This is a genomic window from Thermocrinis albus DSM 14484, assembly GCF_000025605.1.
GTDB lineage: Bacteria > Aquificota > Aquificia > Aquificales > Aquificaceae > Thermocrinis > Thermocrinis albus.
Map to the genome: position 1 here is coordinate 62,906 of NC_013894.1, position 14,191 is coordinate 77,096.

Genomic DNA, 14,191 nt, shown 5'->3' on the forward strand with positions numbered 1-14,191 from the left:
GGATGTTACTACTCTTTGTTATCCTCTACATACTTCTAACTCTACTTTTGGGTGTTCTGGCATCAAGTTTTGTAAAAAACTCCAAAGATTTTCTTTTGGCTGGGAGAAACTTACCTCTGTACATGGCCACCTTCGTGGCCTTTGCCACATGGTTCGGTTCCGAAACGGTACTGGGAGCTTCCTCCGTCTTTGCCAAGGAAGGTCTCTACGGCGTCGTAGAAGATCCCTTTGGTGCTTCTTTGTGTCTTATCCTCATAGGTCTCTTCTTTGCCAGACCCCTTTACAGAATGAACTTGATAACTTTTGGTGACTTTTACCGTGTCACCTACGGCAGAAAGGTAGAGGTAGTGGCCAGCGTCATGCTGGTTATGTCTTACTTTGGCTGGATAGCCGCTCAGATGGTGGCCATAGGTGTCATTCTGAAAACCTTGATAGGTTTACCGCAGACCTACGGCACTTTTATAGGAGCTGTTGTAGTTCTCTCTTACACCTTCCTCGGAGGTATGTGGGCTGTTTCTCTCAACGACTTTCTGCAGACTATAATGATAGTGGTGGGGCTTTTGGTGGCTCTTTACGAAGTTTCTTCCGGCTTTTCTGACGTAATACCCTCCTTAAGATCTCAACCTCCTGAGTTCTACAGGTTTGTACCAAACATGGATCTTAGGGACATCCTCCTCTACATATCAGCCTGGATCACCATAGGTTTAGGTTCTATACCTCAACAGGACGTTTTTCAGAGGGTCATGTCATCTCGATCGGAGAGGGTGGCTGTTCTCTCCTCTCTGATGGCAGGTTTCATGTACCTGACGGTAGCCATGATCCCCTTACTTCTTGCTCTCATCGCCAGAACTCGTTATCCGCAACTCCTTCAGCTTGATCCCCAGTTGATGTTACCTACCCTTATACTGGAGCATTCGTCGGTACCAACTCAGGTGCTTTTCTTTGGTGCTCTACTGTCTGCCATTATGAGTACCGCCAGCAGTGCTATGCTGGCTCCTTCCGCCATAATAAGCGAGAACCTCATAAGACCTTACCTTAAGAACCTATCGGACAGAGGATTTTTGTGGCTCACCAGACTGTGCCTGGTGCTGGTGGCTCTTGTATCCCTTGCCTTCGCTTACTCAGGGGAGAGTATTTATCACCTGGTGGGTAGTTCCTCAGCTCTGAGTTTGGTGTCCCTCTTCGTACCCTTTGTGGCTGGTTTGTACTTTAAAGGAAGAAACACACTGTCCGCCATGAGTTCCATGATCTCCGGTTTCGTGGTGTGGGCTGTTATGGAGTATGTCCTCCATAGTCCCTTTGCTCTGCTATGTGGTCTTGCGGCCAGTTTTATCTCTTACATCGGTGTGAGTGTTATGATAGCCATCCGGCCATCAGCTCCCCAAAACTGGTAAAGAAGAGATCTACTATAAGCTCGTCCTTTTCTAACACTACACAGAACAGACCTCTCCACCTTCCCAACCTCACCCCGTGTCTTAGGCGCGTAGGATGAAAGGAGAAGAGGGTAGCGTTTACCACCTGTTCCAGTCCAAAGAACTCTTCATCCAGCTTTATCTCCCTTGTAGTTATGAGAATATCCGCCTTTTCTTGAGAATCTGCCAGGATATGGGCCTTTAGCCTCAGAAGGTGATCCTCTATCAGTTTCCGTAGAGAAGTTTCTGTATCCACAAAAACCCTCTTACCCTTCAGGGTAGTACCCCACTGAGATCTGCCCCCTGTCTTCTCTGTAAGTTTCACCTCTTCTATCACCATACTATCGTCTATACCTTTACACATATCGTACACAGTAAGAAGAGCCACACACACGGCGGTGAGAGCTTCCATCTCGTAACCTGTTCTCCCCACACCCCTTACGGTAGCTCTCACTTCCAGGAAACTTTCTTTTAGCTCTGCAGAGACCTCCACATGATCCACCATCAAAGGATGACAGAAGGGTAGAAGATCACTCGTCCTTTTGACGGCCATCACACCCGCCAGCTGGCAGGCAGCCAACACATCCCCTTTGGGAACTCTCCCCTCCCTAATAGCTTTTATAGTTTCTTCCTTAAGTTTTATCCTGCCACAGGCGGTTGCCTGACGTAAAGTCTGGGGTTTAACGGAAACATCAACGGTGCGCATGTTCCTTCTCTATCAGCCACACGTACTGGTCCCTGCGTGGTCCGGTGGACAGCATCACCACAGGAGTGTTAGTGTAGTTTTCTATGAATCTTACGTACTCCAGTGCTTCTTCCGGCAGGGCGGTGATGTCTTTTATACCTACCGTGCTACCGGACCACCCCTTCATGGGCTTGTAAACAGGTTCCACCTCCTCTAAGAGGTGAACGCTGGCCGGGAAGTCTTCTATTCTCTTGCCTCTGTACTGGTAAGCGACGCATACCTGAACTTCTTCCATCCCATCCAGAACGTCCAGTTTGGTGAGGATGATACCGTCCAGGTGGTTGACTTCCACTGCGTGTTTTAAAGCCACTAGATCTAACCAACCACACCTTCTGGGCCTTCCTGTAGTGGCTCCGTACTCACCACCCTTTTCCCTTAAAAGATCCCCCACAGGTCCCTTCAGCTCTGTGGGAAATGGTCCCTCTCCTACACGGGTGATGTAAGCTTTGGCCACTCCCCATATGACGGCGGAGGAAAAGTAAGTAGGCGGAAGTCCGGTACCGTTGGAAAGTCCTAAAGCAGAGGAGTTGGAAGAGGTCACGTAAGGGTAAGTCCCCATGTCTACGTCCAGCAGAGTACCCTGCGCACCTTCAAAGAGGATTCTCTTGGAGGTTTTCAAAAGAAAGCGAGTGGTGTCTGTCACACACTCCCTTACTTCTTTGTACAGTTCTACGATTTTGGCGTATATCTCATCGGCATCTATCTGAGATTTCTCACAGTAAACTTTCTCACAGAGATCTTTTACAAAGTCCACGTTCTCCTTTACCTTGGTGTAGAGTCTGTCCTCATGTTCCAGATCAGCCACCCTTATACCCTTCCTGCCGTACTTAAACATGTAAGCGGGACCTATCCCCCTCATGGTGGTACCTATTCTGTCTTTCTTATCAAGAAGGAAGTCCAGAAGTTTGTGGTAGGGAAGGACCAGGTGAGCCCGGTCACTGATGAGAAGCCTGTCTCTCACATTGACACCACGCTCCTCAAGGAGCCTTATCTCCTCCACCAAAAGCTCTAAGTCCACCACCATACCCTGTGCGATGACACCCAAGGTATGTGAATGCAGCATACCCGTTGGGATGAGGTGCAAAACGAACTTTTGATCATTTACCACCACCGTATGGCCAGCGTTGGAACCTCCCTGATACCTTACCACCACTTCGTAGTCTTCCGATAGAAGATCCACTATCTTACCCTTCCCTTCGTCACCCCATTGGGCGCCTAAAATGACAAGATGCTTCTTCATAGCGTTAAGAATTTAACGCAGAGAAGTTCCCCATGTCAACGAGTCTCCCCAGTTAAGTTGAGAACAACTATAATTTGTAGTATAATTGTTTCTTATAAAAACTATAAGGAGGTGTGGAAGATGAGGAAGAAGCTGCTGGTACTGAGTGTGGTAGGTGTGGGAGTAGCTACAGGCTTATCTGCCGGCGAGAAGGTGGATCCCCTTTTGGCCATGGCCAGACAGTACTTCCAACCTTTACCTAAGGTGGTGGATAATCCCCAGAACCCGGTAACACCGGAGAAGGTGGAGCTGGGTAAGATGCTCTACCACGATCCCAGACTGTCCAAGAGCGGTCTCATAAGCTGTAACACCTGTCACAATCTTGCCAGCTACGGAGTTGACAACCTTCCAACTTCGGTAGGGCACGGGTGGGCCATAGGACCAAGAAACGCACCCACCGTATACAACGCTGCACTCCAGATAGCTCAGTTCTGGGACGGTAGAGCAAAGGACCTAGAGGAACAAGCACAGGGTCCTATACTGAACCCCATAGAGATGGCCATGCCTTCTAAGGAATTTGCGGTAGAGAGGATAAAGTCCATTCCTCAGTACGTGGAACTCTTCAAGAAAGCTTTTCCCAACGAAAAAGATCCTGTCACTTACGAAAACATAGCTAAGGCGATAGCTGCCTTTGAGAGAACTCTTATGACACCCTCACGCTTTGACAGGTTCCTGCAGGGGGATACCAACGCCCTCACCCAGAAGGAAAAGGAAGGTCTTAAACTTTTCGTGGAAGTAGGGTGCGTGGCATGTCACAACGGTCCCAACCTGGGTGGTAACATGTTTATGAAGTTCGGACAGGTCACCGACTACTGGAGGGTTACGCGTCCCTACGTGTTGAAGGACAAACCTACTATCCCGGTAGATGTGGGAAGGTTTGCCGTTACCCACAAAGAGGAAGATATGTATGTCTTCAAAGTTCCACCCCTCAGAAATGTGGAAAAAACCTATCCTTACTTCCACGACGGGAGTGTGTGGAAGTTGGAGGATGCTGTGAGGATAATGGCGGAAACGCAGCTGGGTAAAAAGCTCACACCTCAGGAAGTGGATAAGATCGTTGCTTTCCTAAAGAGTCTCACCGGTGAGATACCCAAGCATGCTTTGGAACTCCCCGTACTACCTGCCTCCACCGACAGGACATCCAAGCCGGAGTTTAAGTGATTAGAAGGTACCCGCCCCTTCGGGGCGGGGTATATAATTAAACTCTTATGGAACATCTCTCCCAAGAACAGATAATGGAACTAAAGAGGGACCTTTTGAACCTGAGGGAGGCCATCATAAAGAACGCACAGCAACAGATAAAGGATCCTTCCAACATCACCTTTGAGGGAGGAGACGAGATAGACAGAGCCAACATAGAGGTGGAAAGATACCTAAATCTACAAAGGATAAGGACAAGGGAACTCAAACTTTTGCGAAAGATAGACTACGCTCTTATGAAGATGGAAGCCGGCAGTTACGGAGTGTGTGAAAGCTGTGGAGCACCCATACCTTTTGAGAGGCTAAAGGCAAGGCCCGTTACCACAATGTGTATAAACTGCAAAGAACTGGAGGAAGAAAGTGAGGCCGAGTGATGACTGGATGTTTCCACGGGTGAAAAAGCTACCCAAGTATGTTTTTGCTCTCGTCAACGAGCTTAAGTATCAGATGAGAAGAGCAGGGGAAGACATAGTGGATCTGGGTATGGGAAACCCTGATCTTCCTCCCGCTCCCCACATAGTAGACAAGCTGTGTGAAGTGGCCAAAAGAGATAACGTGCACGGTTATTCGGCCTCCAGAGGCATACCCAGACTTAGGAAGGCCATATGTGATTTTTACGAGAGAAGGTACGGCGTAAAACTGGACCCGGACACAGAAGCTATACTGACCATAGGTGCCAAGGAAGGTTACTCTCACCTCATACTGGCTATGATAGAACCGGGAGACACTGTGGTGGTACCTAATCCCACCTATCCCATTCACTACTATGCTCCCATCATAGCAGGGGGAGATGCCATATCTGTTCCCATACAGGAGGAAAATTTTGAAGAGAACTTCCTCAAGAGTCTCCACGACATTATAAGGTCTTCTTTCCGAAAACCCAAGGCTGTGGTGGTGAGTTTTCCCCACAACCCCACCACCCAGTGTGTAAGTATAGAGTTTTTTAAGGAACTGGTAAATCTGGCCTTAAAGGAAGAGGTTTTCGTTATACACGATTTCGCTTACGCGGACCTTGGTTTTGATGGTTATGAACCTCCTTCCATCCTCCAGGTGGAGGGTGCCAAAAAGATAGCTGTGGAGCTCTACTCCATGTCCAAGGGATTCTCTATGGCTGGGTGGAGAGTAGCCTTTGTCCTTGGTAACGAGATCATGATCAAAAATCTGGCTCACCTCAAGAGTTATTTGGATTATGGGGTGTTTACTCCCATACAGGTGGCTTCTATAATAGCTCTGGAGAGTCCTTACGAAATCGTCCAGAAGAACCGCGACGTGTATCAGAAGAGGAGGGATGTACTGGTAGAAGGTTTAAGGCGCATAGGTTGGGAGGTAAAAAAGCCCAAGGGGAGTATGTTTGTGTGGGCCAAGATACCCGAATGGATCGGGATGAACTCTCTGGACTTTGCCATGTTCCTCCTGAAGGAAGCCAAGGTGGCTGTCTCACCGGGTATAGGTTTTGGAGAGTATGGAGAAGGTTACGTAAGGTTTGCCTTAGTGGAGAATGAACACAGAATAAGGCAGGCGGTGAGAGGTATAAAGAGAGCCTTTGAGAAGTTAAGACAACCTGTGTAACTCTCCGGCCACAAAGAAAGCGTGCACCTCTCTGGCTCCTGCCTCATAGAGAAGCTGGGCCAGTTTGGAAGAGGTGGCACCCGTTGTCAGAATGTCATCCACCAGCAGAATCCTCTTCCCTTCCACGAAAGGTTTCGTATTTTCCTTCAGGTGATAGGACATAACAACACGCCCTCTTCTCTCTTTATCCATACCCGCCATAGGTGGATCAAAACCACCTCTCCTGAAGAGACTGATGGGAGTTATCTGAGCACCTCTCAGTATCTCTTCTACGTGGTTAAAACCCCTTGACCAGTAACGTCTTATGTTGAGGGGAGGAAAGCTCACTGCATGAGGATCCACGTAATCTATCAGCTCTTTTAGAAAGTCTGATATCCACTCTCCCAGCTGTCTTGCCAACAGGAGATTTTGGTGAAACTTTATGCTGAGCAGAACAGAACGTAGTGGACCTGTGTAGGTTCCAAAAACCCACGCCGACAGAAGGTACTGAGGTGGAGACACTGGGTGGGGTACACATGCCTTTATCTGTTTCACACAGTGGTCACAGACAAAATCTTCTGCCAAAGGTTTACCACAGTGAACACATCCCCCTTCCGAGAGTCCTAAAAACCTCAGAACTTTTCTCACATCAAACCGGTCTGCAGAAGGGATACGTAACCTTTCTTGTTGATGATAAGGTGATCAAGAAGCTGAAAGCCCAGAAGCTCACAGGCTTTTTTGAGTCTTTTTGTAAATTCTATATCTTCCTGAGAAGGTTTCAGGTCACCTTTGGGGTGGTTGTGGACCACTACGATGGAGTAGCAGGCCGTATGCACCGCTCTGTATAGGATGTCTTTAGGTTCAGCATAGAGAGAGTTCATCCTACCTATAGCTACTACTTCGTAGTCTATCACCTTGTTGTTGGGTCCTAAGTACACCGCCACAAGGTGCTCTCTCCTGTCATCTACTTTGTCTTTGACAAACTGATACACATCCTCAGGGGAGCTTATCCTGATGTGGCTATAAGGATCATTTATACGGGATGAAAGTTCTACAACAGCCTTTATCTGGCATGCCTTGGCCACACCAAGTCCCTTCACCGCGTTGGTCAGATCCTCCACCTTCATCTCTCTTATCCTATCCCACCCTATGGAAACCACCTTCTCCGCCAGTGTCAGCACATCCTCCTCCTTGGTGCCAGACCCCAACACTATAGCTACAAGCTCCTCCTCCGATAAAGAAGAAGGACCCTTCTTTATCATCTTCTCCCGTGGTTTGAGTTCTTGAGGAAGGTCCTTAAACCTCCTGACAGGATACATCACGGGTATCCCAGTATAAAGTCCAATATACCTGCCTCTATCTGTATCTCCCAGTTCTGGTAGGGTTGGTCCTTGTTGATGACAGTCACGTACCCATCCCTCTCCAGATAAAGTACCACCTTTGCCAGATGAGCTAGACCACAGATACGGGCGCTCTGAAGCTGTTCCAGTTTCACCCGTGGAATAGGTGTTTCTGCCTCTTTGAAGATACGGAGAAGCTCGTCCTTAAGGTGGTAATGAAGACTCTCAAAGTCACACATGCAGTATCTCCCTAACCACTGCGCTGTCGCTGAAGGGATACCTCACTCCCTTTATTTCCTGATAATCCTCGTGACCTTTACCCGCTATCACCACTACGTCACCTTCCTTTGCCATTTCTACAGCCAGCCTTATGGCCTTTTCTCTGTCCGGTTCTACCAGCACCTTATTCTTCTGGCTTATCCCTTCCATTATATCCTCTATGATGCTTATGGGATCTTCCCAGCGAGGGTTATCGGAGGTCAGTACGATCACATCTGCCCAGTTCTGGGCCACCTCACCCATGAGGGGTCTTTTGGTTCTATCCCTGTTACCTCCAGCTCCAAACACTACCAGCAGCCTGCCTCTTGTTATACCTCTGGCGGTCCTGAGAAGTTTCTCTAAAGCGTCGGGCGTGTGAGCGTAGTCTACTATCACGGTTTTCCCATCCTTACGGTACGTTTCGAACCTACCGGGTACTCTCACATCCTTAACCCCCTCTTCCACCACCTGAGGATCTATACCTCTAAGGAAGGCCGTTAGTATGGCGGCGCTGAGGTTATAGGCCTGAAACTCACCCCTTAGGTGGGAGAAGAAACGGTAGCGTTTACCTTCATACTCCACCTCCAGACGGGAACCCTCCAGAGATGTCTCAAAGTTGGTTATGCGAAGGTCACCTTCCTTACCGTATGTCCTCGCTCTCTTTCCCACAACGGACACTATCCTTTTTCCGTAAGGGTCATCGGCGTTTATAACAGAAAACTCCTGGGGGTATTGGGTAAACAGCAGGAGCTTGGCAGAGAAGTAATTTTCCATATCACCGTGGTAGTCCAAGTGATCTTGTGACAGGTTGGTGAAAATGGTGGTAAAGAACTTGGTTCCCCAGACTCTTCTTTGATGCAGCGCGTGGGAGGAGATTTCTGCACACACCACCTGAGCACCATCCTCCAGCATGGCTTTCAAGGTGGAGTGCCACTCTACTGGGTCGGGAGTGGTTCTTCCTTCGTACCGATAAACCTTATCCCCCAACCTGTAGTAGATGGTTCCTATGAGACCTACCTTAATGCCCGCCGTTCTAAACACCGACTCCAGTATGTGGGTGGTCGTAGTCTTGCCATTGGTACCTGTAACTCCTATCACCTGCAGCTTCTCGGAGGGTCTTCCGTAAAACTCGTGGCACAGTTCTCCCAAAAGCTTTCTGGTATCGGAAACCTTCACTATGCGTGGGTCCTCTATCCCTACATCCTTTTCCACGTACACTCTAATGGCACCTCTCCTGAGGGCTTCTTCTACAAACTGGTGGCCATCCGTATTGGTCCCCTCTATGGCAACAAATATGTACCCTTCATAAACCTCTTTAGAGTTGTGGGTTATTCCCTTCACTTCCATATTGAGGATTGGTGGGCTGGGCGGGAGTCGAACCCGCGACCCACGGATTAAGAGTCCGTTGCTCTGCCAGCTGAGCTACCAGCCCTCAGATTTATAATTATATTCAACTTACGGCTTATCCATTCTATTAAACCCTCCACCCGGACGCTGAAGTCAAGATAAAAGAGGTTGGGATAAGGTGGAAACTTGACAGCATCCTTGAGGGTGGTTATGTAAAGTTGGTCCTTCAACAGGTGGAGATCTCTGTAATGATGATGGTCTGGGAAGGACAGACGTGCCTTTGTCTTTATTCCGAGAATATCCAGCGTGCGAAAAAACTGATTGTTATCACCAAGACCACAGAAGGCTACAAACTCGTATCCCGAAGGATCTATCACCTCTCCTGAGGTAGAAAGGACCTTCCAGTTTTCCCTCACCATGTTAAAACGCACTGCAGGAAGATCCAAGTCCCACTCTCCCAGCTCCTGGTAGGCCAGTATGACGGCGTGGGCTCTCTTGTAGTTGTCAAAGGGTTCCCTCAACCGCCCGAAGGGCAGAACTCTGTCGGTAACATCCTCTCTTTTCAGAAGGAGAAGATCTATGTCTCTGTGGATCCGCCTGTGTTGGAAACCGTCATCCAACAGGAGCATATCCGCTTTCAGCTCTCTCACCGCAATGGCGGCACCTCTGCATCTGTCTTCGTCCACCACCACACTGGTGTTAGGAAGGACCTTGGCCAGCATGTAAGCTTCGTCCCCGGCCTCCTCCCAACTGACCTTTACATCACCTCTCACAGAAACCACCACTGTACCTTTACTCTTTCTCCTGTAGCCCCGAGAAAGAATAACTACGTGAAGATGACGGGAGAAACTTTCTGCCAAAAATCTCACCACAGAGGTCTTCCCGCTACCACCCACCGATAGGTTTCCCACAGACACTACGGGTACCTTTGGTTTACACACAGGTAGGAGTTTCTTGTCATAGAGGTAGTTTCTCAGATTCACAACCCACGCGTAGGGATTGAGTGTCATAACTTCAGCAAACTTCCACCTTAAGGTCGTAACCTACAGCTTCTGTGACTTTCACCTTCAGTTTTTCTCCCGGTGATATGGGTCTGTCTGCTTCTACGTAACAGATGCCGTCCACCTCAGGTGCCTGCAGGTAAACCCTTCCCACGGGAACTATACCCAGCTCTTCGTCATAGCTGTCCACCAAAAGATCCATCTCTCTGCCTACCAGCTGTGCGTTCTTACGGAAAGTTATCTCTTGCTGGGCTTTCATGATGGCATCGCGTCTGAGTTCCTTCTCATCCTGAGGTATAGGATCACCCAGAGGATAAGCGGGGGTGTTCTCTTCGTGGGAGTAAGTGAACACACCTACCCAATGGAAGTAACCCTCTTCTACGAAACGTAAAAGCTCTCTGAAATCCTCCTCTCTCTCCTCCGGATAACCTACCAGAAAGGTGGTACGAAGAACCACGTTATCTAAGTTCTTCATCACTTCATCCAGAAGGCGACGTACAAAGCTTCCGCTGTAACCCCTTCTCATACTTTTGAGAACCCTGTCCGACACGTGCTGTAAGGGTATGTCCAGGTATGGCAGAACTTTACCGGAATCCTTGAGATAACTGAGAAGTTCCTCATCAACATCGGTGGGATACAGATAAAGGAGTCTTATCCACTCTATACCCTCCAGCTCTTCCAGTTTCTTTAGAAGTTGAACAAGAGCTTTCCTGTGATAGAGGTCCTTGCCGTAGTAGCCAGTGTCCTGAGACACTATACACAGTTCTTTGACGCCCCTTTCCGCAAGGTTCCTTGCCTCCTCCAGAAGATCCTCAAGGGGCTTGGACCTATGTCTCCCTCTTATGAGAGGTATGGCACAGAAAGAACATGTTCTGTTGCAACCTTCTGCCACCTTCAGATAGGCGTAAGAAGGTGGCGTAGTGAGAACCCTTTCGGAAGACTTTACTTCCTTAAGTCCAAGATACTGGATTATCTGGTCCCAGCTCTCCGTTCCAAAAAAGGCACTCACCTCCGGAAACTCTTTCTTCATCTCCTCTCGATATCGTTCCACCAAACACCCCATCACCACCACTTTTCTCTTCCCATCGGCCCAATCCAGTATGGTGTCTATAGCCTCCTCTTTGGCTTGCTGTATGAAACCGCAGGTGTTTACGATAATTACATCCGCCTTAGAGGGGTCGTTTACCAGTTTTGCTCCACCTTTTACCAGCTTCCCCAAAAGTACCTCTGTGTCCACCAGATTCTTGGCACAACCCAGACTTATGACGGCCACCCTCATACCTTTACCACCTGCTGTACCACCTGCTTTATGGTATCCAGAAGCTCCCTGATACCCCAACCCTTCTGGGCAGAAACTATTACGGCGGGAGCATCCATAAGAAACTGTTGGCGCAGCTCATGAAGCTGTTCTTCCTCCTTTACCAACTTGTCAGCCTTGTTGAAGACATATATGACGGGCTTCTCGTCTGCCGACAGATCCGCCAGAACTTGCTGTACCACCTTTACTTTTTCTATCCACGAGCTGTCAGATATGTCCACAACGTGAAGTATTATATCCGCCTCCTGGACCTCCTCCAAGGTGGCTTTGAAAGACTCTATGAGTTCCGGCGGAAGTTTTCTTATGAATCCCACCGTGTCGGTAAAAAGGATCTTAAGGTCAGGGAACAGTAGTCGGGCACTGGTGGTGGTATCCAAGGTAGCGAAGGGCATGTCTGCACTCAACACATCTCTTCCTGTGAGTACCTTCATGAGACTGGATTTACCTACGTTGGTGTAACCTACCAGCGCTACTCTCACCACCTTTAGATCGGATCCGTAGCGTTCCCTCCTCTTTCTCTGCTCTCTTCTCTGCCTCTTTATCTCCTCCAGTTCCTCCTTTATCTGCTGTATACGCCTCTTGATGGCTCTCCTCTTTATCTCCGTTTCCTGTTCACCGGGACCTCTCGTCCCTACACCACCACCCAGACGGGACATCTCCCTACCCTTTCCGTAAAGGCGCGGAAGCTGGTAAGTAAGTGTGGCCAGTTCTACCTGTAATTTTGCTGTCTTACTCCTGACACGCCTTGAGAAGATCTCCAACACCAAGGTTCCCCTGTCCATTATACGGGCGTCTATGAGATCCTCCAGATTCTGCACCTGAGAGGGTGTAAGGAAGGTGTCAAAGACTACCGTGTCTGCTCCTGTCCCTTTCACCACCTCCTGTATCTCTTTGGCCTTACCTGCACCCACAAAGTAGCGCACGTCGGGAGAGTTCCTTCTCTGATAGATGTAGCCTATCACCTTTCCACCTACGGCTCTCACCAGCTCCCTGAGCTCTTCAAGAGACTCTCGGAAGCTTTTTTTATCCTCCCTCTCTATTATTCCCACCAGTATGGCCTTCATCTATCCAGATGGCACTATGGTGCTTATAGCGTGTTTGTATATGAGGTTAGGCTCCCCTTCTACCTCCACGAGGACTGTGTACTTGTCGTGATCCAGTATCTTGCCGGTTATTCGGTTCCCTCGCGTGAGGAATATGGTCACCGTAGCGTTCTTCCTCCTGCAGTCCTCTATGAACTCATCCTGCAGGTTGGCGTTCCTCTCCATACCCAACATTCTTCGTCCGTTTTCCCGAACTCACCGTTCGGGGCTGGGGTATTTGTATACCGCCTTTTGCAGGTGTCCATGCCCCAGCAGGCGGTATTTGGACACCCGAAAGGGAGCCCTTTAATCTTTAAATATACACTACCCTCAAGTTTTCTTCAATCCATCTTTGCATACTGGTGAGGGCTCTGCGAGCCATCAGTTCTCTCTTCAGTTTCTTGTCCTTTACCTTCTCCTGAAGGGGAGGCAAGAGGCCCATAACAGGCGACATAGGTTGTAGCTGTCCTTCCTTAGAGGTGATGTATCTCACAAGAGCGCCCAACATAGTGTCCTCGGGTGGTACCACAAGATCCTCTCCCTTCAGAAATCTACCTGCGTTTATGCCGGCCAGTATACCTGTAGCCGCGGAAGCCACGTAACCTTCCACACCCGTTATCTGACCTGCAAAAAAGATGTTGGGATACTTTCTCATGTTGAGGAAAGGTGTAAGGACTCTGTTAGACTGGATGAAAGTGTTCCTGTGCATAGAACCGAGGCGAACGAAAACAGCGTTTCTCAGGCACGGTATGAGGCGTAGAACCCTCTTCTGCTCCTGATAGGTCATCCTCGTCTGAAAACCTACCAGAGAGAGGAGAGTACCTTCTTTGTTTTCTTTCCTCAGCTGCACTACAGCAAAAGGTTCCTTCCCTGTCCTTGGATCTACGAGTCCTACAGGTTTCATAGGACCAAACAGGAGGGTTTTGTATCCTCTTTCCGCAAGGGCCTCTATGGGCATACACCCTTCAAAGTATACCGCCTTCTCAAAGTCCTTAAGGGGGACCTTCTGGGCCTTTAGAAGTTCTTGGTAGAAAACTCTGTACTCTTCCTCCGTAAGCACACAGTTAAAGTAATCCTCTTCTCCACCTTTACCGTAGCGAGATCCCCAGAAACCCTTGGTAAAGTCCACACTGTCAGCCTCCACTATAGGAGCTATGGCATCGTAAAAGTAGAGGTAATCAAAGCCAACCAGCTCCTTTATGTCCTCCGCCAGGTCTTGGGAAGTAAGGGGACCTGTAGCCACCACCACCACCTCGTCTCTGGGTACTTTCTTGACCTCCTCCCTTATCACCCTTATGCGAGGGTGGTTCTGGATAATTTCCGTCACCGCACTGGAAAACAGCTCTCTGTCTACCGCCAGGGCAGTACCTGCCGGAACGCTGTAGCTTTCTGCACACCTCAGTACCAAAGATCCCAAAAGGCGCATCTCTGCCTTAAGGAGGCCTGCACCTGTGGTGAGTTCTGTACTGCCAAAGGTGTTACTACATACCAGTTCCGCCAGCCGGTCTGTACTGTGGGCTGGTGTGCTCCTCTGTGGTCTCATCTCGTAGAGGATAACCTGAAAACCTTCCTCTGCCAACCTGTAAGCTGCCTCACTGCCTGCCAGACCTCCACCTATCACTACGACCCTTTCCATAGGATACAAAATTTACGCTAAAATC

15 protein-coding genes and 1 tRNA gene are annotated in these 14,191 nt (G+C 49.0%); 4 read left to right on the top strand and 12 right to left on the bottom strand.

Annotation, left to right across the window (positions count from 1 at the left end):
- Positions 1–2 precede the first annotated feature (2 nt).
- Entirely contained in the window at positions 3–1,394 is a 1,392-nt protein-coding gene (locus tag THAL_RS00320) for a high affinity choline transporter 1 (protein ID WP_012991110.1), read from the top strand.
- Here THAL_RS00320 and moaC read toward each other — a convergent pair.
- Positions 1,354–2,118 (bottom strand): cyclic pyranopterin monophosphate synthase MoaC, encoded by a 765-nt coding sequence (gene moaC / locus THAL_RS00325; protein ID WP_012991111.1) that lies wholly within the window; start codon positions 2,116–2,118, stop codon positions 1,354–1,356. The genes THAL_RS00320 and moaC overlap by 41 nt on opposite strands.
- A complete protein-coding gene (locus THAL_RS00330; protein ID WP_012991112.1) occupies positions 2,105–3,397 on the bottom strand; it encodes an adenylosuccinate synthase in 1,293 nt (430 codons plus the stop codon). Before THAL_RS00330 ends, moaC begins: the two co-directional genes overlap by 14 nt.
- A 120-nt stretch (positions 3,398–3,517) precedes the next feature.
- Between THAL_RS00330 and THAL_RS00335 the strand changes: the two genes are divergently transcribed.
- Genes THAL_RS00335 through THAL_RS00345 form a run of 3 tightly spaced genes read left to right on the top strand, consistent with a single transcriptional unit; the run spans position 3,518 to position 6,205 of the window.
- Positions 3,518–4,597, top strand: coding sequence for a cytochrome-c peroxidase (locus THAL_RS00335; RefSeq protein WP_012991113.1), 1,080 nt, complete (start codon positions 3,518–3,520; stop codon positions 4,595–4,597).
- A gap of 47 nt (positions 4,598–4,644) precedes the next feature.
- Positions 4,645–5,010: a TraR/DksA C4-type zinc finger protein gene (locus THAL_RS00340; RefSeq protein ID WP_012991114.1), complete on the top strand. Its 366-nt coding sequence runs from the start codon at positions 4,645–4,647 to the stop codon at positions 5,008–5,010.
- Positions 5,011–5,017: 7 nt separating this feature from the next.
- Entirely contained in the window at positions 5,018–6,205 is a 1,188-nt protein-coding gene (locus THAL_RS00345; RefSeq protein WP_041434028.1) for an aminotransferase class I/II-fold pyridoxal phosphate-dependent enzyme, read from the top strand.
- On the opposite strand, the gene THAL_RS00350 is transcribed toward THAL_RS00345, so the two are convergent.
- The 10 genes from THAL_RS00350 to trmFO form a co-directional block, all read right to left on the bottom strand.
- Positions 6,188–6,832, bottom strand: a complete 645-nt coding sequence (locus THAL_RS00350) for a ComF family protein (RefSeq protein ID WP_012991116.1) — start codon at positions 6,830–6,832, stop codon at positions 6,188–6,190. The genes THAL_RS00345 and THAL_RS00350 overlap by 18 nt on opposite strands.
- Entirely contained in the window at positions 6,829–7,503 is a 675-nt protein-coding gene (gene radC, locus THAL_RS00355) for a RadC family protein (RefSeq protein ID WP_012991117.1), read from the bottom strand. The genes THAL_RS00350 and radC overlap by 4 nt, the downstream gene beginning before the upstream one ends.
- On the bottom strand, positions 7,503–7,763 hold the full coding sequence (locus tag THAL_RS00360) for a hypothetical protein (RefSeq protein ID WP_012991118.1): 261 nt from the start codon (positions 7,761–7,763) through the stop codon (positions 7,503–7,505). Before THAL_RS00360 ends, radC begins: the two co-directional genes overlap by 1 nt.
- Positions 7,756–9,129: a UDP-N-acetylmuramoyl-L-alanyl-D-glutamate--2,6-diaminopimelate ligase gene (locus tag THAL_RS00365; RefSeq protein ID WP_012991119.1), complete on the bottom strand. Its 1,374-nt coding sequence runs from the start codon at positions 9,127–9,129 to the stop codon at positions 7,756–7,758. Before THAL_RS00365 ends, THAL_RS00360 begins: the two co-directional genes overlap by 8 nt.
- Before the next feature lie 9 nt (positions 9,130–9,138).
- A tRNA-Lys gene (locus THAL_RS00370) sits at positions 9,139–9,214 on the bottom strand.
- Positions 9,177–10,139 carry a tetraacyldisaccharide 4'-kinase gene (lpxK, locus tag THAL_RS08240; protein WP_012991120.1) on the bottom strand — a complete coding sequence of 321 codons (963 nt, stop codon included), beginning with the start codon at positions 10,137–10,139 and terminating at the stop codon, positions 9,177–9,179. The genes THAL_RS00370 and lpxK overlap by 38 nt, the downstream gene beginning before the upstream one ends.
- A 4-nt stretch (positions 10,140–10,143) precedes the next feature.
- Complete coding sequence (gene rimO / locus THAL_RS00375) at positions 10,144–11,409, bottom strand: 30S ribosomal protein S12 methylthiotransferase RimO (RefSeq protein WP_012991121.1); 1,266 nt, start codon at positions 11,407–11,409, stop codon at positions 10,144–10,146.
- Entirely contained in the window at positions 11,406–12,512 is a 1,107-nt protein-coding gene (hflX, locus tag THAL_RS00380) for a GTPase HflX (RefSeq protein ID WP_012991122.1), read from the bottom strand. Before hflX ends, rimO begins: the two co-directional genes overlap by 4 nt.
- Positions 12,513–12,716 (bottom strand): RNA chaperone Hfq, encoded by a 204-nt coding sequence (gene hfq, locus THAL_RS00385; protein ID WP_012991123.1) that lies wholly within the window; start codon positions 12,714–12,716, stop codon positions 12,513–12,515.
- A gap of 127 nt (positions 12,717–12,843) precedes the next feature.
- On the bottom strand, positions 12,844–14,166 hold the full coding sequence (trmFO, locus tag THAL_RS00390; protein ID WP_012991124.1) for an FADH(2)-oxidizing methylenetetrahydrofolate--tRNA-(uracil(54)-C(5))-methyltransferase TrmFO: 1,323 nt from the start codon (positions 14,164–14,166) through the stop codon (positions 12,844–12,846).
- Positions 14,167–14,191 lie beyond the last annotated feature (25 nt).